Raw genomic sequence first — 24,009 nt, forward strand, 5'->3', positions numbered from 1 at the left:
CGACGAACATTATACGATTGACAACATAAATTGTTCGTATTATGATGTTTAAGGCAATAAGAAACTGCCACATACGTCATTATCGTTCGTATATCCTTGAGAATTGGCTTAAGGGTCTCTAGAGGAAGCCATAACTTCCTAGCTACGACGGGTTCTTGCTTTTGCATACCCGTGTGGCTAGGTTTTTTTGCGTCCAAAAATGAATGTTCCAGAGGAGATCGCAATGAACGCTTATGATTTGATCGTAGTTGGTGCAGGACCTGCCGGTATTTTCGCCTGTTATGAAATGACACTGCTTCACCCTGCCGCTAAAGTTTTGCTCGTCGACAAAGGGCATGATATTTACCATCGCAGTTGCCCGATACTGGAAAGCAAAATCAAGTTATGTCCTCCCCCAGCTGGTAAAAAGGAGTTCTCAGGCTGTCTGCCTGCATGTTCCATTACCGCTGGCTTCGGAGGTGCTGGTGCTTATAGCGACGGCAAGTTCAACATCACCACGGAATTCGGCGGTTGGATGACGGATATATTACCTCCTAGCCAGGTAATTGATTTGATCCGGTATGTAGACCGTATTAATCTAGAGCATGGTGCTACGGAGAACATCACGGACCCGACGACCGAAGCTGTGAAAGATATTGAGCAGCGTTCCTACGCGGCAGGACTTAAGCTGCTTCGCGCGCAGGTCAGGCATTTAGGCACCGAACAGAACTTAATGATTCTGAAATCCATCTACGAACATTTGAAAACACGCATCGACATGCAGTTCAAAGCTGAAGTCGATGACATCATAACGGTCAAACGGGAAGACAAACATATCATTCAAGGCATCCGTCTAAAAGATGGCACGGAGATCCATAGTGATCATGTGATGCTAGCTCCCGGACGGGACGGTTCCGCATGGTTAACACAAGTCCTGAAAAAACGCCGCTTGAAAATGTACAACAACCAAGTCGATGTTGGCGTGCGTGTAGAAACCTCAGATGTCGTGATGCGTGAAATCAATGAGCACTTGTATGAAGGGAAATTCATCTACAATACCTCTGTCGGCACACGGGTACGCACCTTCTGCAGCAATCCGTCCGGTCATGTTGTTGTTGAGAATCATAGCGGCGTAATGGCTGCGAACGGTCACTCTTACAAGGATCCGGCCCTTGGCTCCAGCAATACGAACTTCGCTCTGCTCGTTTCCCACAAATTCACTGAGCCGTTCGATAAGCCGAACGAATATGCGCGGGAAATTTGCAAGCATGCGAACGATTTATCAAGCGGCGGCGTCATTGTACAGAAATTCGGAGACATCATGCGGGGACGCCGCTCTACGGCGGATCGAATTCGCGAGGGCTTCCTTGAGCCGACTTTGGCGGAAGCTGTTCCTGGCGATCTAGGTCTCGTGCTGCCTTACAATACAATGAAAAGCTTAATTGAAATGATTCACGCTCTTGAAAAGGTAACCCCAGGGATTGCGGCTGAACATACCCTCTTCTACGGTGTTGAAGCGAAGTTTTATTCCGCTCGACCGAAGCTCAGCGAAAGCTTTGAAACTGAGGTTAAAGGCCTGTTCTGCGGCGGTGACGGTGCAGGGATTACAAGAGGATTAGCCCAAGCCGGCGCGGCTGGCGTATGGGTGGCACGCAACGTGCTCGAACGAATCAAATAAGCATTAATGCTGTTAAATATTTCCTAGGAAATACACGATTGCGGATCTCCTTTTTTTCAAATGGAGGTCCGTTTTTTACATGAAAAACACTTTAAAAAACCAGATAAATGCGGTATAATGAAAACGTTCTCAATTGTAAGCGTTATCATTTTAAAGGGGGATAATAAAATGACTGTAGCGCTCGAAACAAGAAACAGCTATGAAAATTTCGTACTGGAGAAAGATATAATGTACTTCCGGGTCGGAGAACATGGGCTGGTCTCTTTTCATGGGAAAAATTTTCACATCAAAAAACGGATGTCCACTGAGCAGATTATAGAGATTACAACGGGCAGCGCTTTTTTCAAAGTGAATACAGATTGCTATGTGAACACACATAAAATTGTTCAGATTCAAGATGGCAAAGTGTTTTTTGAGGTCAAAGGAGCAGATTCCAAATACACTTCGGTTACCAAACTTCGCCAATACCGTTTGAAAGAGATTGTGCAGCAGCACAAAGCGGAAGCAGCGAAGAAGTAATCGCCGCTTGGCAGCAACAAAAAAGCTTAGTTAGATCCATGTTGGGGATCTGGCTAAGCTTTTTTGTTGTGGGATGTTCGGGCGTTGCCGTCACGGCCTCTTGGTACGTCTGCCAGTACTTGGCTTCTGCGGCTGTGGAGGAAGGGGATAATTATTAACAGGAACTAACGGAGCTAATTTGTCCATTTCAGCTGGTTCCAGGCGAATAGATGGAAATTCTCCATCTAATTCCTCAAGTTTCACCTATATTCGGACGCAGCAGCCGAATTAGCTGGAGGAACTCCAGTTATTCCTCCGTAGCCCCTTTCAGGGCTATTTTTAACTGGAGAATTTCCAGCTATTCCGCTACAACCACCGCCACCCACCAACGAGCAAAAAAAAAGAGCCAGCGATCAAATCGCTGACTCCTTTATGTGGTCCTGCTATGAGATTTGAGCAAGTGTCTCTTGTTGATGTTCGCGGATCAGAAAACGTATGTATTCCACCGTCGTATCTTTTACCTTCTTGGCTTCTTCCAAAGTAGCAAAGCTGTACTCCGCATAATCCGTGCTTCCGTACTTCTTCAGCTCTTCATAATTCATACCCAGCGTGGAAAAGTTATGAACCAACTCGTAAGGTGTCTTAGCATCGACATTTTGCACAAAGATATCTTTGGAAAAGAAAGAGCCTTGTTTCTCTACTTTGAAGATGACACGAAAAGGCCTGTCCTTATCCGACACAAAGCACTTGATAACCACGTCAATCTCCATCGTTTTGTAATCCACAGCGTTTGCAGGATCTTGCTTTGGCATATGTTTAGGTGAATACATCCATCTTTTCAAAAACCCTAGCACAAGATTACCTCCCCAATAACGACATGAATATAAATCATATTGTAATGGAAACGCTTCTAATTGACAATCCAAAATATGGATAAAATGGTTATGCGACCTCAAGCGATTTTTTCTCGCCTGTTTTCCGAAATTTCCAGATAATAATTAAACATAAAATACCCGTCAGTAACCCGCATACGACAAAGGCCCCATTCGCTCCAAAACGATCTGCGACATAGCCCGCAAATAAGCTGCCAAACGGTGTAGAACCGGCAAATACGAGCGCATAGACACTCATAACCCGCGCGCGATACTCCTCTTTCGCATTCATTTGAAGATTGGAATTGCTATTCGTGGCGAACATAATATTGAAAAATCCTGTTAGAGCCAGTATCCCACCACACAACCAAACTGACGTACTAAGCCCATTGAGAATCAAGCAGCTGGCAACCACTAGGCTAGCCATAATACTTATTTTGACCTTTGGGCCTCTCTTACTGCGAAATGACATCGTTAGCGCCCCTGCAAAAGAGCCAATTCCAAGGCAGGACATCAGGGTACCGTATGTGGTTTCTCCCAATTGCAAGACATTTCTCGTGAAAACTGGAATGAGGATGTTAAAATTAAATGCTAAAGTGCCAATCACCGTAACGAGCAAGATCGTTTGAGCTAATACTGGATCTCTTGCGATGTATACGATTCCATCTTTAATCTCCTTCAAAACGCCCTCTCGCGAGGTTTTCTTCCGGACATAAGGCGCTGCTTGAATTTGAAGTATCCCATACAACACGGCTATGAAACTGACTCCATTTAACAAGAAACACCAGCCTGCACCAAGCCAAGCCATCATCACTGCGCCTATGGAAGGACCTACAATCCTAGCCATATTGAACGTCGTGGAATTGAGCGCAATGGCATTCATCAGATCTTCTTTTCCAACGATTTCAATGTTAAAAGCCTGCCTGGTCGGCATATCGAGCGTATTATTAAGCCCTAACAAGAGGGCGAGCACGATAATATACTCATACCTCACCGTGTTCGTCAAAACAAGCGTCGCCAGTGAAAAAGCAAGAATCATGGAAACCGACTGCGTGACCAAAAGGATATTCTTCTTAGGAAATTTATCTACGATAATACCCGCAAATAGTGAAAATAAAAGGATCGGCAGAAATTGACAAGCCGTGACCAAACCAAGCTTGAGCGGCGAACCTGTAAGCGTTAGAACGAGCCAGGACTGCCCGATATTTTGCATCCATGTCCCGATAAGCGATACACATTGCCCTGTCCAAAGATATCGATAATTACGATGAGTTAGCGCATGGAAATGTCGATCAATAAAAACCGAACCTGCTGCCCTCATATTCATTCTGATTTACGCCTCCTCTGCGAACTTTGCTGCATTATTGCCCATTTTCTCCAAAATGGTTAGTGCCAGTTGCTTCTCTTCTTCCGACAGACCATCGGTCAAACGCTCCCGCCAATCCGTTAGTACCTTACGCACATCCTCCTTGATCAAAAGAGCCTTCTCCGTCAGATGAACTTCGTTGCATCTCTTATCCTTTTCGCTGACCGTGCGCGTTATGTAGCCTTGCTCCTCTAACTTTTTCAGTGCTTTCGCCGTCGTACCCTTATCGATTTTCAGATAGTCCGCCAGATCTTCTTGCGTCAAACCATCTTCCTTATAAAGCGCATTGAGGAAAATATGCTGCCCCTTGCCGATATCGTACTCTTTCAGATGCTCACCAATGTACATTTGTCCATACCGGTATAACAGTGAAATCCACCTGGGAATGCTGTTTCGGGCATCAATCATGATCCTATCTCCTTCCTTCCTGCAAAAATGAATGGGACTGACCGAATCGTTGCACTTGCCACTAATTCATCATACGCTCGATTAGTTGCATGCGCAACCAATTTTTCGGCTAAAATAGACCCTTTTTAGGGGGCCTTGTCTTGCTGTTGCTCACAAATGAGCGGTTATCGAGCTTGTAGAAACAACGGCTTTCGGCAGTTTTTTGCGCGCCATCCAGCGTCGCTGAGCGAGGAATCCGCGGATTGCCTCGTCAAATATCATAGCGATATAGACGCCGTGGAGCAGCCATCCAAATTTTAGACCAAATACGTACGTGCCTCCAACTGCAAAGATCCACATAACGCCAATGCTCACATACATCACAAATTTCGTCTCTCCGACGGCGTTAAGGGCATTATTGAGCGGCATATTCCACATTTTGAGCGGCTGCAGAATTAAATTCATGGCCATGACACCAGCAACAATCGTGATAATTTGGTTATTATCCGTGAATGCCCCTACGATATGTTTGCCGAATAAAAATAATAGAAGCGTATTGGCAACCACGACTATTTCGCCCCAGAATAATGCTTTATACAGGCTGCGATAAGCTTTCTCCATCTGCCCTGCACCGAATAAATGTGCAACCTGAATTTGGACCGCCATCGCAAATGACCAGCCTGCCAGGAAGGAGAAGGACTCCATCGTATTTAAATACGTTCTCGCCGTTAGCTGCTCTGCGCCCATCGTGGCGACCATCGAAAAAAGGACGACCTGGGACAAGGTCCACGAAGCAGAGCTAACAGCCATCGGGAGGCCGACTTTTGCTACCTCTTTCAATAATCCCCGATGGAATTCGCGCAGGTCACTCCAAGTAATCAGTGTGCTGAACGTTTTGCGGAAAATATAAAAAAGTACAAATAGCGCTATCACACGACTTCCCACAGTTGAAAGGGAAACGCCAAACAGTCCCCATTTTGGTAACCCCAAAGCACCAAAAATAAACACATAATTGCCGATAATATGGATGATGTTCATACCTATAGCAACAAGCATCGTGCCTTTCGTATTTCCTGTGCTGCGGATAATTGTGCTCAAAGTTAATACGGCAGCCATGACGATCGTTCCGCTGCCCACAATTTGAATATACTGCCGTGTCATCTCATGAAGTGATGTAGGGACATGGAGGAAATATACGAACAAATCCACACCGAAATAGAGCAGCAATGAAACAACGACGCCTAACCCCAGCGTTAATGTAAAAGCCATCGAAGCCACTTTCCGAGCTTCTTCTTCTTTGCCTGCTCCCAGTTTCTGTGAGATGACAATGCCCGCTCCGCTGGAAATAAGAACGAACAGCATGATGACAGCTTGGAAAAATTGATTGCTGATCCCAACGACAGCTACCGCATCGTCCGAAATCCGGCTCACCATCAGCGTATCCGCCGTACCAATCATAAATTGCAGAAATAATTCAATCATTATCGGCCATACAAGCCCGAATAACGTCATTTTCTTTGCGGTTTCCATAACGGTTTCCTGTTCTTAACATTATTGTGTACACGCGTTCACCATGTACATACAAAGTTCTATTTTAACAACTGTTCTTGAGAAGTCAATGCTTTTTGTTGCATTAAGTGGGGAGGAGCTCGACGAGAGATGGAGCCGTCTGCTTTCGCGCTAACGGACTCAGGTGCCTCTATTTCATGAATTAGAGCACTTTAAAAAATCTAACGGACACAGCAGCCGCTATTTACCTTGTTGGCAGCATTTTCCGCTGCTTCAAGGTGTAATAACGCTTCTGGTGTCCGTTAGCTCAACAATCAGGCTATTTTATTGGAAATAGCGCCCGTGGGGGCCATTACAATTGGCTGTAGGCTCATTGCCTTAAGCCTAGAGCTTAGAAGCTCAACGCTTAGAGAAACTTCAAGCAAACCGGCCGCGATACCGCCGCGGCCTGCCCGGTTTCCTGCAGCATCCCCGACTCCGCGTCTACGCGGAAAACCGTGATGCTGTCCGAGCCCTGATTCGCCGCAAGCAGGAAGTCTCCCTGCGGCGTCAGGGCAAAGTTCCGCGGCGTCTGCCCCAGCGTCGCCTGCCAACCCACGACGGACAGCGTGCCGCTCTGTCCGTCAACCGCATAAACCGCGATACTGTCGTGTCCGCGGTTCGAGACATACACATGCCGGCCATCTCTGGAGAGATGGATGTCCGCGCATGTGCTTTCGCCGCTGAAGCCTTCCGGCAGCGTCGAAAGGCTTTGGAGCGCGGTCAGCGTTCCCGCGCTCGCCTCATAGGCCAGCACAGTCACTGTGCTGTCCAGCTCACCAACCGCGTACACGAAGCGACTGTCCGCGCTGTACACCAAGTGCCGCGGGCCCGCGCCCGGCTTCACCGCTGTTTCACCGTGCGGCTGAAGCGTGCCGCCCTCCGCGTCAACGCGGCTCACGATCAGCCGATCAAGGCCCAGATCGGCGGAAATCGCATACCGATTGTCTGGCGCCAACACAATCGAGTGCGCGTGCGGACGCTCCTGGCGATCCGTTCGCGGCCCTAAAGTACCTTCATGCTTGACCAACTGCGTAGGCTCGCTCAGCCCTCCACCCTCTTCAATCTTATAAGAAGTCACACTTCCGCTTGAATAATTGGCTACATAAACAGCGCTGTTCGTCTGATCAACGCTGATATAACAAGGAGCAGTCCCGCCAGTGGCCTGCTGGTTTAATCTCGTCAGCTTCCAAGTTCCAGCTTCGATAGCATATGCCGCGGCTGAGCCTCCGAAGCCGCCTAGATAAGTATCTGTCTCACTAACTGCATATAAGACAGTCCGGTCCGCATTCAGCGCAAGAAACGAAGCGTTGGGCAAATCAGTATACGTGTCCAACAATGTAATTGCTCCACTAAGCCTATCGAGCCTAAATAAGGTAATTCCCGTCTTTTGAACATCGTTCGTGTACGAACCTATGTAGCCATACAAATCTTTCTGTTCTTCCATTGACATAGTGATCAGCCTCCATTTGTTTAATATATTACTCGAACTTCCGCTCTCTCCTGCGCCCAAGTACAGCCGTCACCACCATAGCGATAACAGCCCCATAGAGCGCCAGCGCCATGTCATGATGCGTATCCCACTGATCACCTTGTGTTCCAAGAAATAACGTACCAATTTCCGGAGCAACAAGAGTAGCTACCCACATTTCAATCAGCTCATAAAAAGCTCCCAGCGCCAATATACTAACGCAGGTCATCACATAAAGCCATCTGCGGCTTAGCTGTGTCCACGCACTCATAGCTTCCCTTAACGGGTAGGCGAGCAGCAGCCCAAAACTAAAGTGCACCAAGCGATCATAATTATCGCGTTCTGAATGCAACATCAGCTTCATCCAAACATCCACGATGTTCTCGTTATACGAATAATGAGCTCCTACAGTATGAAGCGCCAGGAACAAGCCAAATAATGCATAAGAAAAATTGGAGAAGGTTATAAGCTTATAAGTGCTGATGAGGGCAATAAGCGCTGCCCAAATCAACAGATTTTCCAATACCCAATCGAACCTGCTATAAGGAGCAATCGCCATCCATATCCACAATCCGGTATAAATGACGATCATCGCGTGCAAAGGCCAATTCGCTCCAAAGGTTCTTGCTTGTTTCTGCCCGATGTTTTCCTTCTCTTTCATGACTGAGCCCCCCTAGTTTAGCTTATAAACTTAGGTTATCTCGCCACAGTCTTTTCCAAAAGTACTAACTTTATGTAGTACTGAACCTAATTTAAGGACGCAGCTGGTAAAGTTTTGGTGTTATTTCTGAGCCTTCAAAAGCTTGCAGAATCTGATTCGGATAAGCTTCTAGCTCGGATAGCGTCGCAATCAGGAAGGCAGGCGCAGTCTCTCCGGACGCCTCTGACAATGCCCTTGCCTCAGCTAATGATTGATAAGTAAAACGGCCCCAAGGAGCCGTATTAGCCCCTACAACCGGATCGATCCAATAAGGAATATGGATCCCGTGAAACCAAGCAGCTTTGAGCACCTGCTCTGCAAATGCACCTGTTCCATACAGCAGTAGGGAGCGAACACCGTCTTTTTTCACCCGCTGAAGGGTATCGAAAATCATGGCCTGACTGCCGAATCCATCCGCCAGCTGCAAATAATAATGATACAAATAGTATGGGAACCTTCTGGTTACCAACCCCTGCGGCCAATTCACATTCAAAACCGACGGCGCATAATTGCAGCTATTCAGAAAGGCCTCCGGGCCCGCCAGGTACCATTCTTCGTCTACAGCTCCACAAATCGGGGCAATGTACTCCGTACAGAAATTGTCCTGATGTGTTAAATCCCCCAAAACTCTTGCCTCTTCTGGCTTCGGCATAGCTAGAACGCGGTGCAGCGGCTTGCTCCACTCTTCCGGATGCTTGGACGCTCGTGGCAGTCGTCCTTTTTTCTGCTGAAGCAGGTACGCATAGTAGCCTTGGAAGGCGAGCGCTCCTTTTTGACACGCTTGTTTTCCTGCGTATTCTTCCTCCGCTCTGTGCAATTGTGCTTGCACCGGGCTTATTCCGCCAGACTCGTCTTCCGCATAACGCAGCGTTGAGCCGAAACCGCCCATCATTAGCTCCTCCAAAAAAGCCGGCGTCCTCGCAATCCGCCTCCCCATCTCACTTCCACCACTGCCTGAACGGAGCATGCTGCGAATGTCCATACTTTGAAGACGGAGCTCATCCAGCCGATTCGTGCCAACGGCAAGCAAATGCTTCATTTCCGGCTGCTTTCCTGCGAGTCTCACAATCTTTTCTAAGGCCCCTTGAATCGTTCCCTGAAACCCAATATCAATCGTCACTAACCGTTCCGGGGAACCAAACTCCTGTGCCAGGTAGCCCACCATAAGCTGCCTATGACGCTCAATCGAAGCTAAGAGCTTACTCTGTCCTCTTTCACTTCGTAGATAATCGCGCAGAAAATCATAAATAGTTAAGCCATTATCACCAGCTATGTACTTACATGCTTCAATTGATTCCTTCGTGTAGGCTTCGAAATGCCCTTCTTCCAACCCAATACCCAATACGTCGAAAAGCTCTCCCACTTTCAAACCTTGAATCCCTAACAAATAAGCAAGCTCATCTTCCCCAAAATGCTCCAGCCCCGCCATAAAAGTTGCTTGTCTAGACACATAAATCGGCTTTACTTGAAGCTCCACGCCTCTGATATGCGCAGCTTGCTCGAGCATCGGAGCTAACAAATACGCCTCCCTCATCAGCGGATTCACACAAGTGATGCCCTCCTCGGCGCAAATATCAAGCACCCATTCACACAAGGTGTGCAGGAAGGGTCCGATCACATCCGTGCCAAATTGGTATAAGGTCCGATCGTATTCTTGGCTTCCAACCGCCAAATCCGAAGCGGCAGCCAGCTTCCGCAATGACTTCCATTCCGGCAGAACATCCCCGTGTCTGACAAATTCCCAATGATGGATGCTTTCAAAATGCTCCAGAATGACAGGATAGTGCAGCCCTCTAATCCCTGCTTTGGCTGCACCTTCCACGTCTGCTGCCACATTGTCACCAATATGTACAATAGATTGGCTTTCGATTTGTGGATAAAACTCTTTGAGCCTAGCAAACAGATGCCCTGACGACTTCCCTTCGTGCTCCTCTGATGAGACGAGCAGTGTATCCACCTGAGACAGATCAAGCCCTGCTGATGCAAGAATTCGCCGAAGCTGCTCTGACGACAAATACATATCCGATAACAAAGCCACCGGAATCCGCGCTTTTTTACAGGCATATAGCAAAGAAGTTACGTGAGGGTTCACATAGCAAAATTCCGCCTCAACGTCCACTTCCAGCCGAACAAGCTCGCTTCTACGGCAAATCGCTTCCGGTATTTCTTCATAAATAAGCTCCAGCGTCACTTCACCGAAGCCCGTTCGAGCGACTTGCTTTGCACGCGCTTTGTGCTCAGCACGAATACGCATTTCTTTGAAGGCTTCGGGGGATACATGCGTTTTCAGTGAACCGTTAGGATGGGCTTGCATGGCAATTGCCGAAAATACATCTGACGGATTCGCACAAGTACGAAATAGCAGCGTGTCAAAAATGTCCAGACTTAATAGCCGAATATCCTGTAGTTTCCCAGCTAAGACGCTCAAATAACGATCTTTTTCCCATAAAAATAGATCAGTCGAACTTATCGGAATATGCGGTTCCTTTGGCATCACGAGCCTCCTTCGCGTTTGGCGCAAGCAGCAACTTGCACAAATGTATTTGAGAAGTATGACGAATTTGAGGTAAGCTTACTCTATGATAAATCGGAGGTGCTTTATGTTGTCTGATCAACCCTTGGTGTCCATTATTATCCCGACGTATAATCGCCGCATTGAGCTTGCTGAGCTCGCAGAATCATTATACCGCCAAACGTACAAAAACCTGCAAATCATTGTCGTCAACGATGCCGGTCCTTCGGTAGATTTCATTCAGGAGCTGTACCCGGAGCTCGCCATTCAAATTGTTAATATGCCGCAAAACCTCAAGCATGTTCACGCCCGAAACCGCGGCCTGCAAGAGGTGAAAGGCGATTACATCATGCTCTGCGATGATGACGATCTGCTGCTCCCCATTCATATTGAACGTATGCTGCAAGAAATTGAAGGGTATGATCTTGTGTATCCCGATGTCGAAATCTTCGACTATGTCTATGAAAATAACGCCCGCTCGATCACGAACCGATTCGTTTTCGCTTATGAATTTGATGTGCCGGCGATGCGCAGATTTTCTACCTTTTTCTCATCAGGCTGCATATTCCGTCCTGAATTGATTGAAGCTTTGGGACCTTTTGATACGGAAGTGTTCCACTATTGGGACTGGGATTTCTTCTTAAGAGCTGCTGAGAAATTTCGTGTGAAGCGCGCGCCCATTGCGAGCGTCCTCTACGCTTTTGCGCAGCAAGGCACCAGCAACATGTCAGGCCAGCTAGACAATATGCGCCCCTTCCTGGACATGCTCTCTGCCAAACATGGGCTCGGTGATTTGCCAACCAAAAATTTCTTCCTCCTGCTTGAAGAACCGGAAGTCAAGGAACGTCAAGCCGAGACCGAAATCATTTGGGACGGAGAACCGATTCGCTCGCGCTTATTCAAATAAACCTTTGCCATACAAGCTTCGAAATTCGCTTGGTGTCATCCCTTCTTGCTCCTGAAAGCGCTGGTTAAAATAACTGGCGCTGGCATAGCCGGCTTGAATCGCTATATCTTTGATCGCTAAGCTCTCCTTCTCAATCAGACGCTGCTTCGCAAATTGAATGCGGCATAGCGTAATGAAGGAGAGCGGTGTCATCGAGGTCGCTTTGCGAAACAATTTGCAGAAATAATAAGTACTTACGCCTGTGAGCTCCGCCCATTCTTCGAGAATGAACGGTTCGCAGGCTTTTTGCTGCATGGTTGGAAGTATAGCCAGAATCCGGTCCACGGACTCTATCCCTCGGTTGCTCGTTAACGGGGCCGCATAGCTCATGAATTCACTCAGAATCTTATAGGATAACGTCGAGAGATTCGTCGGCTTCAGAATGCTATGCGATTCCGCTTCTAACAGCAGCTCGTGAAACGCCTCATCCAGTTCGCTCCATCTTTTGAGTGTCCATAACGTACGCAAAAAGCCTTTTTCCAACATAAACTCCTTCAGATGACTCCCGTAAAAGTGAACCCAACGAACGTCCCAAGGATCATCCTTGGAGGAGTAATAACGCTGCTCTTGAAATGGAAAATAAAGAAAAGCATCGCCTTTTTGAAGCACATGCTGCTCCCCTTCAATCTCCACATAGCCTTTGCCTGCCAAGATAAAATGAATGCTGTACGAATCATAATAACCTTCTTGCCGATAAATCGAATGGTCGGGAAAATCCTGATACCAGCCAACCGATTCTGGAAAAATAAAATAAGGGCATTGCTGCAGCCTCGGCAGCATGACTTGTCTTTTCATTCGTCGAGCCCTCCTCCCTCAATGACAATATTCCGATATCTGATGCAATATATTATCATATTCATTTTAAATAACTCGTTTTATAATAACAATATAACGCTATTAAATATTTTTTTCAAAGGAGATCATAACGTCATGACAAAGCTTCGTTGGGGAATTTTAGGCTGTGCAGGTATTGCAATTAGGGCGTGTATTCCCGGAATTGTACAGTCACAAACTGGTATTGTAAGCGCTATAGCAAGTCGCGATTTGCAGAAATCACAAGAAGTTGCAGAGAAGCTTAATATTCCAAAAGCTTATGGCAGTTATGAGGAATTAATTGCCGATCCGGATATTGACGCTTTGTATATACCTCTACCTAACCATCTTCATAAAGAGTGGACAATTCGTGCTGCTGAAGCCGGGAAACATGTCCTTTGCGAAAAGCCCGCTTCCCTTACTGCTGCTGATGCGGAAGAAATGGTTGCTGCCTGTGAGAAGGCCGGCGTTCAGTTTGCTGAAGCGTTCATGTACCGCCATCATCCGCGATACACGCGAATTAAGGAGATCATTGATTCCGGTGAAATCGGCGATATTCGCGGCATCCATGGCGCATTCACCTTCAGCAACCCTGGCGACAGTAAAAATGTCCGTTTCAAACGTGAATGGGGCGGCGGTTCGTTATATGACGTTGGCTGCTATCCAATCAGCGCAGCGAGAATGATTCTAGGCCGTGAGCCTGAAGCGGTTACGACGCACGCCTTCTTCTCTCCTGAGCATGATGATGTCGATATGATGATGTCCGGACTTGTGGAATTCAGCGACAATGTTGCACTAACTTTTGACTGCGGCATGTGGGCTGGTTTCCGTAATACCATTGAAATCGTCGGAGCGACAGGCCGTATTGAAGTCCCTTCTGCCTTTGTCACCCCTACGGATGAATCCGGTCAATTCATTGTCCATTCCCGTAATGAGCGTCGGGTAGAAACGGTTCCTTTCCTGAACCAATACGCGTTAGAAGTTGACGACTTGGCTTATGCCGCTTGGGGCGAGAAGCAGCCGAACTATCCGGCTAATGATGCCATCCTTAACATGAAAGTACTTGACGCTTGTCTGGAGTCAGCAAGAACGCGTTCGCGCATTGTTTTGTAATCTATCCATAATGACTTATCATACGAAAGGTTGGGATGACTGCGATGAAGCACATTCAAATTAAAGGCTTAGATAAACCTGTTTCCAAACTGATTATGGGCTCTGATTTTTTCCGTCTGGACAACCGTCAGGAAGTCAGTGACGTTCTTGGACATTATTTAGCAATTGGCGGCAATACCATTGACTCCGCTTTTATCTACTGTGGTGGGCAAAGCGAGCAAGCGCTTGGCATTTGGATGGATGAGCTGGGCAACCGCGATGACATTAACATCTTCACAAAAGGTGCGCACCATGATCAAAACGGTCCACGCGTGAACGCAGAGGCGATTCGCAGCGACCTCTTCACATCACTCGAGCGTCTCCGCACCGACTACATCGACCTCTACGCGCTGCATCGCGATGACCCAGCCGTACCGGTTGGCGTCATCTTGGAAGCGCTGAACGAACATGTAGAAGCTGGACGCATTCGCGCATTCGGCGGCTCCAACTGGACGCACGCACGTCTGCAAGAAGCGAACGACTACGCAGCGAAAAACGGCCTTGTCGGCTTCAGCTTCAGCTCCCCGAACCTCAGCCTCGCGAAAGCGAAAGAGCCGTTCTGGAGTGGCTGCGTCTCCGTCGACGAGGAAGCTCTGCGCTGGCACGAATCCACGCAGCTGCCGCTGCTGTCCTGGTCTTCGCAGGCGCGCGGATTCTTCACCGGCCGGTACTCGCCGGACGTGCTCGACAACGCTGATCTCGTTCGCGTGTTCTACAGCGACGAGAACTGGTCGCGGTTGCACCGCGCGGAACAACTGGCACAGGAAAAAGGCGTAACCGCGATTCAGATCGCGCTCGCCTATGTGCTGAGCCAGCCGTTCCCGGCTTGCGCGCTTATCGGACCGCGCAACGAGGCCGAAATGCTTTCATGCCGCGACGGCGCGGAGCTTGTGCTCACTCCGCAGGAGTTGGCATGGCTTGATTTGACTGCGGCTACGGTGTAGCTGCATGAGGTTAGCCCCGGCGGGTATTGCCGGGGCTTTTTCACGTTGTCTGTCACCGTGTCATCAGCAGACTCGGTGACTCTTCGACCTTGCCTCACGGTCGAGTATAGGAATCCAATGCTACTCATCGCTCCTCCCACCTAAGTTACTCTCCAACACTATTCATCTCTCCTCCCACCTAAGCTACTCCCCACCGCTATTCATCTCTCGTCCCACCTAAGCTACTCTCCAACACTATTCATCACTCTTCCCGCCTAAGTTACTCACCAACACTATTCATCACTCCTCCCACCTAAGCTACTCTCCAACACAATTCATCACTCCTCCTACCTTAGCTACTCTCCAACACTATTCATCACTCCTCCCACCCAAGTTGCTCCCCACCACTATTCATCCTCCTCCCACCTAAGTTACTCCCCACCTCCACACATGCTTCACTTCCTCCCAGCGTAGCCCTACGACAGGGAGAAGATCCGATTGAGATGTTTCCAATAAAATAGGTGGAAAAACTGGCGTTAATCCGCCTTGCTGGGTGGCAGGAAACAGATTAGCAGGAGAAACTCCAGCTAAATCGTCGGCAGCTGGCCGAAATCACATTGATTTGCCAATATTAACCGGAGAAATTCCAGTTATTACCCAAAATCAGCATCATTTGTAGCAAATAGCAGGAGTAATCGGCGTTAATGACCGGATTACATCACCCAGTGCCAAAGGGACCTCCGATTGAGATGCCGAATCTGGGCTACTGAGTGGCAAGGAATGAAATAGAGGACTATAGTCCTCACTCGCCGAAAAAGTTTGGAGATACGACAGATAACTGGGACTCATGCTCTGCGAAGGCATACAGCCCCCCCCTACCTATGTGTGTCCCACCTTCCATAAATTTGCCTAGCCCCACTTACTCTAAATAAGGAGTTGTCCAAATGAAATATTTTATGATCACCGGCACATCCCGTGGTCTTGGAGAAGCGATGGCGCTTAAGCTCATCTCTCCTGATCATCACTTGATCTGTATTTCTAGAACAAAGAACGATAACTTAATAGCCGCTAGTAGTAGCCTAGACTACTACGAATTCGACCTAAGAAACGTAAACGAAATTGAGGCTCTGATGGATCAAGTGTTCCAGAAGATCGATCTAGCTAACGCCGAAGGCATCTATCTCATCAATAATGCGGCCGTCCTCACGCCTTTTTCCCGAATCGAGCAGGCTACCTCCCAAGAATTAATGGACAACTTGCATATCAATCTACTCGCCCCGATCGCGCTTACCTCCAGCTTTATTGGCCTAACGCAGCACCTACCGCTAGAAAAGCGCATATTGAACATTTCCTCGGCCTCTGCCAAACAGTTACTGCCAGGAATGAGTGCGTATTCGGCCGCCAAAGCTGGTCTCGATATTTTTTCAACATGCGTGGGATTGGAACAGGGTACTGAATCAACGGCTGTCAAGATCGTTTCGGTTTACCCGGGCATGATCGATACAGGTCTACAAGAACAGGCAAGGAACACAAGCACCGAGGCATTGAATACACCTGATATTTTTAAAATGGTAAAAGATCGCGGCATGCTGACATCCCCCCATGCAACAGCTGACAAATTGATCAGCTTATTACTCGGCTCCTCCTTCCATCAAGGCACAGTTGTTGAGGATCTCCTCTCGTAGCCAGCATCAAGCAAGCAACCACACCTGTTCCTCACCCTCCACCCAATGGACGGCTTATCCATCCACATGATAAGATAGAAGCTAGCACTACTTACATCGTTAGCTAGCTTTCCATGAGGAAAGCTTTTTAGGAGGTTCCATGGGAAAGACAGATATTCGCCGAGATGCCATTATGCAAGCCATCAAAGATAAAGGCTCCATCGCCTTGATCGATATCGTTCAGCAATTTGGCGTATCGGAAGCAACAGCCAGGCGGGATCTTGAGATTCTGGAGCAAGAGAAACGCTGCATCCGCACCTTCGGAGGCGCCGTGCTGGAAAGCTTGAAGGTGGAAGTCCCCTTTTTCAACAAAATGGACCTTTATACAGAAGAAAAAAAAGAAATCGCCGACAAAGCGCTTAACTTCATCGAAGACGGCGATATTATCGGCCTAACCGGCGGCACGACGACAACGTTCATCGCCAAGAAGCTAAACCAATTCAAGAACCTCACCGTCATCACGAATGCGGTGAATATCGCTTACGAGCTGATCGGCACGCAAGGGCTGCAGCTTATTCTGACCGGCGGCGTGATTCGCACGCAAACGTTTGAACTTTCGGGACCACTCGCCAATGCGACACTCGATAATCTCAGCATCCGCAAAACCTTCATGGGCGTAGACGGCATTTCCTTAACTCGCGGCATGATGATCTACAATGAGCTGGAAGCCGAAACGAATCGCCGCATGATGAAACAATCCATGGAGACGTACCTCGTGGCAGACCATTCCAAGTTCAGTCGCAGCTCCCTATTCGTTATCGGTGAAGTACAGGAAACGACCGGAATTATTAGCGATTCCAAAATAACGCCAGAAATGAAGGAAGCCTTCAAAGACGCCGGCGCCCCCTTCCTCTAAAAAGAAAAACTCGACCTCTCGGCTTATCACCGGGGATCGAGTTTTTTTCATGTTAACAGCACCTATTAATTTTACCGCTCTCATAACGCTCATGAAGAGACTGCATGTAGAACTCTTTTTCCGTCAAAATGGGATGACCCGGATGCTGTTCCTGCTGGTGCCTGACATATTTGTCATAGTCTGGGATGTTGAAAATGACTTTGATCGTCTTATTAAACTTGTGCGAAAAACTTGTAATCTTTCTCACGGGATCACCCTCCAAACGTGGATTGGACGAACGGCGATTCTTGTAATTGAGGCTTTTGTTTTTGAATGATAATGTTGAACCACAAACGTATTGAAATGATGATCATCAGAAGGACAACGATGCCAAAGAAGATCGTTAACCCCGCATCGATATAGTTATTCGTTACGATTTGGTGCATAATGTCCATATTTTTGGCAGGCGCTATGACTTGGCCTTTATCAATTCCCTCTTGATATTTTCTGGCAGCCGATAGAAAGCCGATCGTTGGATTCGGTGAAAAGGCTTTTTGGTAACCCGCGGTCAACGTCGTCACGGCCAGGAATACGAAAGGAATCATGCCTACCCAGGCATAGCGGGCTTTGCCCATTTTGATCATAATCGTAACCGCTACGGCTAAAGCGATGGCAGCCAGCATTTGGTTGGCAATACCGAAAAGCGCCCATAGAGAGTTAATTCCGCCAAACGGATCGACAGCTCCTTGATACAGGAAGTACCCCCAAGCCAAGCAAACGATCAGAGAAGCGATGAAATTGTATTTAAAATCCTTGGTTTGGCCAAAAGGTTTGTAGAAGTTGCCGACTAAATCTTGCAGCATAAACCGGCCGACACGTGTCCCCGCATCAACAGCAGTCAGAATAAAGACCGCTTCGAACAAGATCGCGAAATGATACCAGAACGCTTTGGCCCCATTTAAAAAGGAAGAGAAAATCTCAGCCATCCCTACGGCAAGTGTTGGTGCTCCACCCGTTCGGGAGAGGATCGTTTTCTCGCCGATTTCTTTGGCCGTGCCCGTAATTTGATCAGGCGTCAACGTGAAGCCCCATGATGAAATTTTGGCAGCAACAGCAACAGGATCGGTTCCAATAACAGCCGGTGAGGAATTCATCGCGAAGTACAGACCAGGCTCCAAGGAGCATGCCGCAATCAATGCCATAACGGCAACGAAAGATTCGGCGGCCATACCCGCAAAGCCGATGAAAGGCGCATGGCTTTCTCTATCAATCATTTTCGGCGTCGTACCTGAGGAAATCAATGCGTGAAACCCGGAGACCGCGCCACACGCAATCGTAATGAACAAGAACGGGAACAAGTTGCCTGAGAATACGGGGCCAGTTCCATCAATAAACTTCGTTACGGCAGGCATTTTTAGCTCAGGTAAAATCACCATAATGCCGCCAGCGAGTAGAAGAATGACGCCGATTTTCAAAAATGAACTTAAATAATCCCGCGGAGCAAGCAGTACCCAAACTGGCAAAATGGAAGCAATAAGACCGTAGATCACCATCAGAACCGCAATTTGCGGAGCAGTGAACGTAAACATGCTAGCTAAAGCCGGGCTTTCTGCAACAAACTGACCTGACCACAGCACGATCATTAACAAAACAAAACCAATGATGGAGCCCTCGATAACTTTGCCTGGGCGAATATAGCGCATATAAAAACCCATAAAGATAGCAATCGGCATCGTCATCGCAATGGTGAACATGCCCCATGGGGATTCTGCTAACGCTTTCACAACAACTAGCCCAAGTACAGCGACAATAATAATGAGAATGGCAAGCGTTGCAATAGAAGCTAAAGTACCGCTGAATGGGCCAACCTCATCCTTGGCCATCTGCCCAAGCGACTTACCGCCACGGCGCATGGAACCTACCAAGGTTACAAAGTCCTGTACACAGCCCGCAAGCACCGCTCCGATAATAATCCAGAGGATACTTGGCAAGTATCCCATTTGCGCAGCCAAGATCGGACCAACCAGCGGCCCTGCCCCTGCAATCGCGGCAAAATGGTGACCAAAGAGGACATACTTGTTTGTGGGCACAAAGTCTTTGCCGTCGTTAAGAACGTGAGCAGGTGTCGCTCGCTTATCGCTAAGCTCGTAAATTTTGCGAGCGATAAACCGACTGTAGAATCGATAACCGAAAGAATACGTACAAATGGCAGCAATAATTAACCAAATCGCAGAAATACTTTCGCCTCTCGAAAGTGCGAGCATCGCGAAGCCTGACGCGCCAAGCAGGGCAATGACCCCCCAGATCACATAGGAAGCAAATTTGTTTTTTAATAGTGACATATCTATGATCACCCTCCAGATAACATGTTTGTTAGCGCTTACAAGGAGTATAGCTTGTTTGGGGAACAAGCGGAATACCTGTAGCGCAACATGCCATTTTCGAGCCCCATGATGTTAAATTTCTAGTTTCAAACGCAGCTGTTTCACATAATTTCGGCTGACGGGTATCGTGCTTCGCCCAGCATCCTCCATGAGCAGATTGTACGCGCCATTCACCCAGGTCTTCATTTCTGAGATCGCCGCGAGGTTAACGAGATAGCTTTTGTGGCAGCGGAAAAATCCATACGGCTCCAGCTTCTGCTCCAGCTCCGACAAGGTATACGAGACAATATAAGCCTTATCATGCAGGTGAACCTCTACATGCTTAACCTCCTTGCTGATATACATAATATCCTTCGGAGAGACATATCTGATCCCTTCTTCTAACTCTAAGGCGAGCTTTACACTCGTCTTAATCGATGCAGACTGGCCAAGGGCCGTAGCTGCTGCGGCACTGTTCTGAGGCTGTATTTTGCGCAGCTCCCTGAACACCATCGCGATATCCTCCTCATCGTAAGGCTTAAGCATATAATGAAAAGCACGCAGCTTAAACGCATGAATGGCATATTGATCATACGCTGTGGAAAAAACAATTTTCACCTGCGGGTTCATTTCTCCTACGATTTCGGCAACCTGCAGGCCGCTAAGATCCGGCATATCCATATCGAGAAACAGCACATCCGGCGCCAATTCTTTCACCTTCTTGATGGCATCCATGCCGCCAGTTGCCGCGGTGACCTTATCCACCTCTTCGCTGCTTTCCAAAAGATAAATCAATTCTTCTCTAGCCGGCTCTTCGTCATCCGCAATGACAATATTCCAACCCAACAGCCCTCACCTCACCCAAAATTTAATGGTTGTGCCTTCCCCTGGCTTGCTCTCAATCTCCAAAGGATGCTCTTTCCCGTAATGATAACTCAGACGCTGCTCGATATTCCGCAAAGCCAGCCCGGCGTGTTCCGACTGACCTTCGGTTCCAGCGGTTTCAAGACCAACTCCGTTGTCTTGTACAGTAATACGCGCATGGAGCTTCCCCTCATCGAGTTCCTCCTTCACCGAAAGTCGAATGACACCGATACCGGGCTTGTTTTTGATACCATGCACAATGGCATTCTCGATCAGCGGCTGAATCGTAAAAGGAGGAATCGCATGATCCAGCAGCCTTTCGTCAATCTCAGCGTAAAATTCCATCTGATCCCCTAGACGGGATTTGATCAAGCTCAGATAAGACATAACCAGCTCATATTCATCACGTATGGTGATTAAGCGCTGGTTGCCGTGGCTCATATTTTTGCGTAAAAACTTAGACAGATGCATCACCATCTGACGAGCTTCTTCCGGTTTGGTGCGGATAAAAGATTTGACTGTGTTCAGCACATTAAACAGGAAGTGGGGATTCATCTGCGCCTGCAGCGAGCGAATCTCTGCATCCGCCAAAAGCTGTGTTTGCCGATCCGACTCGACGAACGCGTACTGCTGGGAAAGCAGCTCCGCTAGAGAGGAAAGCATGCGTCTGCGGGACGGATTATCATCCTGCTCCCGCTCATAATACAGCCGGAATTGCCCAACCTGGGGCCGATTCGGAACACGGATGATGAGATCGTTCCAGTGCTGCGTTTTTCTCCCCTCCGCAATCCATGACATGCCATCCTTGCTGAAAAAGGCGCCTACCGACTTCATTTCCTCATTCAACACCTTCGAAATCTCCGCTACCGCCTTATCGAAATCCAACCGCCAAAGCGGCATCGTCATATCCGCAATTTGCAGCGCTTGATGCGCATGCTCCGCGCCAATTCTGGCCTCTTCCCGCTCCATCGTGTTGTATAACACGAAATAGAGAGCGACGCCAACGCTATTGGCAAGCGTCTGGGGCAAACCAATGAGTGACACCAAGTTGAACGCATCCTCCCAAGGCTTGGCCAAGGCAAGAATAAGAATCATCTGCAACGCTTCTGCCATGAATCCAACGAGAAATGCGAGCTGTACTGAGGCAATCTTCCGAAAGCGTTTCTTGAACGCATTACGACACAGCCCTGCCAATATGCCCTGCAGAATAGGAGCAATCATACAGGCAACAGCTACAAATCCACCTAAGCTGTAGCGATGCACGCCGGCTACGATGCCGACGATAAATCCGCTTTTGACACCTCCAAGCAGCCCCGCAATGACGACACCAACGGTACGCGCATTCGCAATCGCCGCAGTTGGAGACACTTCGCCAATCCAAGGTGCCGGCCTGTAGGTGTAGTCAGAAACGGTCACACCCGAATAAGTGGCCAGAATCGCATATGCGGAGAAAAAGAACAGAAAGCGCCATTGATACGTCCTGTCGCCTTGATAGCTCATATAGCTGCGCATCCAGCGACTGCGGGAAAACGCAAACGCAAGCGCTATCAGAAAGCCGACCCGTTCCATCATATCAACGAACAATTGAATCAGTTGAAGCATGACTCACACACCTTTTGCATTCTCATACCGTTATCCTAACAGAAATCGCGAGGGCTTGCAGTAATGCCCCCTCCTGCTGCTCACCATTACGCCATCTTCAACTACAACTTGAACTTCAACGTCAACTTCACCAGCCGGGCCTATAATAAATTTCAAAAAACAAATTTCAAAAACCTAGTGAAAATTTCGCTAAAGCTCATCCTAAGGGAACTGGAGTCCTCTAATTCGAGGAAAACGAGCTGTTTCCTATTTTGACGGGAACTACAAGGTCTTATTCGTCCTTCATACCACATATTTCGAGCAAATCGGTAATATAGCGAACTGTAGTTCCCTTTCAATTGATACAATCGTCTTTTCAGGGAATTAGCGGATTATAGTTCCCTCTAAACTGTGAAAGCCAGACGAGTCAGGCTGACCAATCTACCAACAGCAAAAAGACTCCTGAGAAGTCCACAAAGACCTCTCAAGGAGTCACCTTTTCACAAAAGCTATTTACTAAGACCTATCCAGCTTTAACTTCCTCGCTGCTCGGCTTAGGTGCAGCACTTACTTTGTATTTCAAAGTAGGCAGCATAATAAACACGCCAATCAGGAAGAGTACGGCTGAAGTGACATAAATGGACTCCAATGAGAAGGAGGCTTTGATGCTGCCGGCCAAACTCATGGTTAGAACCATCGCTCCCATAAACAGCGGATTCAAAATCCCGTTCACACGACCAACGAAAGACTCCTCCGTGTTACCGAGAATCATGGTGGAGATTCCAATTTGGATCGCAGGCATTACGAGACCAGAGAAGAATTGCATCAAAAGCGCCAGCCACACCAAGTGAGTCAATCCCATGACGGCAAAAGTCACGACACTTACCGACATCCCGATAATTAGCAGGGCTTGCGAGGACACTTTTTTGGAGAAGCCCATAGTCGCTCCGCCCCCAACGATCATCGCGATCCCGTTGGCTGCCATGAACCATTGCAGATCTTCCTTCGGCAGTCCAAGATTTTCAGTTACAAGGAAGATACCAAGCGGGGAGATCAAACCAATCGCCAGACCTGCTACTGCAAAACAGCCGCCTAAAGTGACGAGCATTTTGTTATTCATGACATACTTAAAACCTTGACCCATTTCGGTAAAAATATGTGTGGATCGCTTTTCTGCTCCTTCTTCATTCTTGCGGTCTGCCGGAAGAAACGTGAGCACAAGCGCAGAAAGCACAAAGCAAACGCCCATGATGGCAATCGCCACTTCAATGCCAAAATGATAGTAAACAAATGTCCCCATAATAGGACCTAGGATCATAAAGATTGCCATCATCGATTGGAACAACGACATGCCCATTTGCATTTGGGATTCAGGGACGTGAACCTTGAACAACTTCATCCCGGACGGCTGCGAGAACTGAGACAAGATTGAGGAGACTAACGTGGCGAAAAAAATTGCTTTCCAAGAGCCATAATACAGTGTCACCATAATGGCAAACACAGACGCAGCACTGAGAATATCACACCAGACCATCGTCAACTTGGGTCTCCAGCGGTCCGCGAAAGCACCACCGATAAACGAGAAAATAAAAATTGGCGCAAACTCAGCCACCGAGATTAAAGAAACCGAATAAGGATCATTATTAGTCATGTCTGTGACATAGAGAAGTATCGCAAAGTTACGAACCCAAATTCCGATTTGTAAGAAAAGACCGGACAGCATGATGGATTGCACGAAACGATTGGCAAAAAACGAGCGCATCGTCGGCGTATCCGAAGCTATTGCTTGTGACAAAA

20 protein-coding genes and 1 riboswitch are annotated in these 24,009 nt (G+C 47.9%); of the genes, 7 read left to right on the plus strand and 13 right to left on the minus strand.

Annotated elements, in window-relative coordinates; all coding sequences use genetic code 11:
- Positions 1–66 precede the first annotated feature (66 nt).
- Positions 67–165, plus strand: a riboswitch (purine riboswitch).
- Positions 166–223: 58 nt separating this feature from the next.
- Positions 224–1,657 carry an NAD(P)/FAD-dependent oxidoreductase gene (locus GQF01_RS28920; RefSeq protein ID WP_161410414.1) on the plus strand — a complete coding sequence of 478 codons (1,434 nt, stop codon included), beginning with the start codon at positions 224–226 and terminating at the stop codon, positions 1,655–1,657.
- Between the two features lie 168 nt (positions 1,658–1,825).
- Positions 1,826–2,176, plus strand: a complete 351-nt coding sequence (locus tag GQF01_RS28925) for a LytTR family transcriptional regulator DNA-binding domain-containing protein (protein ID WP_161410415.1) — start codon at positions 1,826–1,828, stop codon at positions 2,174–2,176.
- A 422-nt stretch (positions 2,177–2,598) separates the two neighbouring features.
- Here the strand turns inward: GQF01_RS28925 and GQF01_RS28930 are convergent, their stop codons facing one another.
- From GQF01_RS28930 to GQF01_RS28960, 7 genes are all read right to left on the minus strand, one after another.
- Positions 2,599–2,967 carry a hypothetical protein gene (locus GQF01_RS28930; protein ID WP_161410416.1) on the minus strand — a complete coding sequence of 123 codons (369 nt, stop codon included), beginning with the start codon at positions 2,965–2,967 and terminating at the stop codon, positions 2,599–2,601.
- Positions 2,968–3,097: 130 nt separating this feature from the next.
- Positions 3,098–4,354, minus strand: coding sequence for an MFS transporter (locus GQF01_RS28935; protein ID WP_161410417.1), 1,257 nt, complete (start codon positions 4,352–4,354; stop codon positions 3,098–3,100).
- 6 nt (positions 4,355–4,360) lie between these two features.
- On the minus strand, positions 4,361–4,801 hold the full coding sequence (locus GQF01_RS28940; protein ID WP_161410418.1) for a MarR family winged helix-turn-helix transcriptional regulator: 441 nt from the start codon (positions 4,799–4,801) through the stop codon (positions 4,361–4,363).
- A 150-nt stretch (positions 4,802–4,951) separates the two neighbouring features.
- On the minus strand, positions 4,952–6,310 hold the full coding sequence (locus GQF01_RS28945; protein ID WP_161410419.1) for an MATE family efflux transporter: 1,359 nt from the start codon (positions 6,308–6,310) through the stop codon (positions 4,952–4,954).
- A gap of 385 nt (positions 6,311–6,695) precedes the next feature.
- Positions 6,696–7,781, minus strand: coding sequence for a lactonase family protein (locus GQF01_RS28950; RefSeq protein ID WP_161410420.1), 1,086 nt, complete (start codon positions 7,779–7,781; stop codon positions 6,696–6,698).
- 28 nt (positions 7,782–7,809) lie between these two features.
- Positions 7,810–8,460, minus strand: coding sequence for a DUF2238 domain-containing protein (locus GQF01_RS28955; protein WP_161410421.1), 651 nt, complete (start codon positions 8,458–8,460; stop codon positions 7,810–7,812).
- Between the two features lie 91 nt (positions 8,461–8,551).
- Positions 8,552–10,993: an HAD family hydrolase gene (locus GQF01_RS28960; RefSeq protein WP_161410422.1), complete on the minus strand. Its 2,442-nt coding sequence runs from the start codon at positions 10,991–10,993 to the stop codon at positions 8,552–8,554.
- Positions 10,994–11,099: 106 nt separating this feature from the next.
- On the opposite strand from GQF01_RS28960, the gene GQF01_RS28965 reads away from it, so the two are divergent.
- A complete protein-coding gene (locus tag GQF01_RS28965) occupies positions 11,100–11,918 on the plus strand; it encodes a glycosyltransferase family 2 protein (RefSeq protein WP_161410423.1) in 819 nt (272 codons plus the stop codon).
- Here GQF01_RS28965 and GQF01_RS28970 read toward each other — a convergent pair.
- Positions 11,907–12,752, minus strand: coding sequence for a helix-turn-helix transcriptional regulator (locus tag GQF01_RS28970; protein ID WP_161410424.1), 846 nt, complete (start codon positions 12,750–12,752; stop codon positions 11,907–11,909). The two genes, GQF01_RS28965 and GQF01_RS28970, sit on opposite strands and share 12 nt — an antisense overlap.
- 135 nt (positions 12,753–12,887) lie before the next feature.
- On the opposite strand from GQF01_RS28970, the gene GQF01_RS28975 reads away from it, so the two are divergent.
- The 4 genes from GQF01_RS28975 (at position 12,888) to GQF01_RS28990 (ending at position 17,425) form a co-directional block, all read left to right on the plus strand.
- Complete coding sequence (locus tag GQF01_RS28975; protein WP_161410425.1) at positions 12,888–13,883, plus strand: Gfo/Idh/MocA family protein; 996 nt, start codon at positions 12,888–12,890, stop codon at positions 13,881–13,883.
- 44 nt (positions 13,884–13,927) lie between these two features.
- Complete coding sequence (locus tag GQF01_RS28980; protein WP_161410426.1) at positions 13,928–14,866, plus strand: aldo/keto reductase; 939 nt, start codon at positions 13,928–13,930, stop codon at positions 14,864–14,866.
- Between the two features lie 923 nt (positions 14,867–15,789).
- A complete protein-coding gene (locus GQF01_RS28985; RefSeq protein WP_161410427.1) occupies positions 15,790–16,530 on the plus strand; it encodes a (S)-benzoin forming benzil reductase in 741 nt (246 codons plus the stop codon).
- Between the two features lie 139 nt (positions 16,531–16,669).
- The gene (locus GQF01_RS28990; RefSeq protein WP_161410428.1) at positions 16,670–17,425 is read left to right on the plus strand and encodes a DeoR/GlpR family DNA-binding transcription regulator; all 756 of its coding nucleotides are present in this window, start codon (positions 16,670–16,672) and stop codon (positions 17,423–17,425) included.
- 52 nt (positions 17,426–17,477) lie between these two features.
- Here the strand turns inward: GQF01_RS28990 and GQF01_RS28995 are convergent, their stop codons facing one another.
- From GQF01_RS28995 to GQF01_RS29015, 5 genes are all read right to left on the minus strand, one after another.
- On the minus strand, positions 17,478–17,672 hold the full coding sequence (locus GQF01_RS28995; protein WP_161410429.1) for a CstA-like transporter-associated (seleno)protein: 195 nt from the start codon (positions 17,670–17,672) through the stop codon (positions 17,478–17,480).
- A gap of 4 nt (positions 17,673–17,676) precedes the next feature.
- On the minus strand, positions 17,677–19,746 hold the full coding sequence (locus tag GQF01_RS29000; RefSeq protein WP_161410430.1) for a carbon starvation CstA family protein: 2,070 nt from the start codon (positions 19,744–19,746) through the stop codon (positions 17,677–17,679).
- Between the two features lie 114 nt (positions 19,747–19,860).
- A complete protein-coding gene (locus GQF01_RS29005) occupies positions 19,861–20,613 on the minus strand; it encodes a LytR/AlgR family response regulator transcription factor (protein WP_161410432.1) in 753 nt (250 codons plus the stop codon).
- A gap of 6 nt (positions 20,614–20,619) precedes the next feature.
- Positions 20,620–22,233, minus strand: a complete 1,614-nt coding sequence (locus tag GQF01_RS29010) for a LytS/YhcK type 5TM receptor domain-containing protein (protein ID WP_235960624.1) — start codon at positions 22,231–22,233, stop codon at positions 20,620–20,622.
- A 502-nt stretch (positions 22,234–22,735) separates the two neighbouring features.
- Positions 22,736–23,974 (minus strand): MFS transporter, encoded by a 1,239-nt coding sequence (locus GQF01_RS29015; RefSeq protein WP_161410571.1) that lies wholly within the window; start codon positions 23,972–23,974, stop codon positions 22,736–22,738.
- Between the last annotated feature and the right edge of the window lie 35 nt (positions 23,975–24,009).

It is taken from the genome of Paenibacillus silvestris (assembly GCF_009882985.1).
GTDB classification, from domain to species: Bacteria; Bacillota; Bacilli; order Paenibacillales; family NBRC-103111; genus Paenibacillus_E; species Paenibacillus_E silvestris.

Bases quoted from the DNA above. Each gene is read 5' to 3' on its own strand.
- GQF01_RS28950 (WP_161410420.1), bottom strand. From the start codon at position 7,781: ATGTCAATGGAAGAACAGAAAGATTTGTATGGCTACATAGGTTCGTAC.
- GQF01_RS28990 (WP_161410428.1), top strand. From the start codon at position 16,670: ATGGGAAAGACAGATATTCGCCGAGATGCCATTATGCAAGCCATCAAA.
- GQF01_RS28920 (WP_161410414.1), top strand. From the start codon at position 224: ATGAACGCTTATGATTTGATCGTAGTTGGTGCAGGACCTGCCGGTATT.
- GQF01_RS28965 (WP_161410423.1), top strand. From the start codon at position 11,100: ATGTTGTCTGATCAACCCTTGGTGTCCATTATTATCCCGACGTATAAT.
- GQF01_RS28985 (WP_161410427.1), top strand. From the start codon at position 15,790: ATGAAATATTTTATGATCACCGGCACATCCCGTGGTCTTGGAGAAGCG.
- GQF01_RS28940 (WP_161410418.1), bottom strand. From the start codon at position 4,801: ATGATTGATGCCCGAAACAGCATTCCCAGGTGGATTTCACTGTTATAC.
- GQF01_RS29015 (WP_161410571.1), bottom strand. From the start codon at position 23,974: ATGCGCTCGTTTTTTGCCAATCGTTTCGTGCAATCCATCATGCTGTCC.
- GQF01_RS28955 (WP_161410421.1), bottom strand. From the start codon at position 8,460: ATGAAAGAGAAGGAAAACATCGGGCAGAAACAAGCAAGAACCTTTGGA.
- GQF01_RS28935 (WP_161410417.1), bottom strand. From the start codon at position 4,354: ATGAATATGAGGGCAGCAGGTTCGGTTTTTATTGATCGACATTTCCAT.
- GQF01_RS28930 (WP_161410416.1), bottom strand. From the start codon at position 2,967: ATGCCAAAGCAAGATCCTGCAAACGCTGTGGATTACAAAACGATGGAG.
- GQF01_RS29000 (WP_161410430.1), bottom strand. From the start codon at position 19,746: ATGTCACTATTAAAAAACAAATTTGCTTCCTATGTGATCTGGGGGGTC.
- GQF01_RS28960 (WP_161410422.1), bottom strand. From the start codon at position 10,993: ATGCCAAAGGAACCGCATATTCCGATAAGTTCGACTGATCTATTTTTA.
- GQF01_RS28975 (WP_161410425.1), top strand. From the start codon at position 12,888: ATGACAAAGCTTCGTTGGGGAATTTTAGGCTGTGCAGGTATTGCAATT.
- GQF01_RS28945 (WP_161410419.1), bottom strand. From the start codon at position 6,310: ATGGAAACCGCAAAGAAAATGACGTTATTCGGGCTTGTATGGCCGATA.
- GQF01_RS29010 (WP_235960624.1), bottom strand. From the start codon at position 22,233: ATGCTTCAACTGATTCAATTGTTCGTTGATATGATGGAACGGGTCGGC.
- GQF01_RS28970 (WP_161410424.1), bottom strand. From the start codon at position 12,752: ATGAAAAGACAAGTCATGCTGCCGAGGCTGCAGCAATGCCCTTATTTT.
- GQF01_RS28925 (WP_161410415.1), top strand. From the start codon at position 1,826: ATGACTGTAGCGCTCGAAACAAGAAACAGCTATGAAAATTTCGTACTG.
- GQF01_RS28980 (WP_161410426.1), top strand. From the start codon at position 13,928: ATGAAGCACATTCAAATTAAAGGCTTAGATAAACCTGTTTCCAAACTG.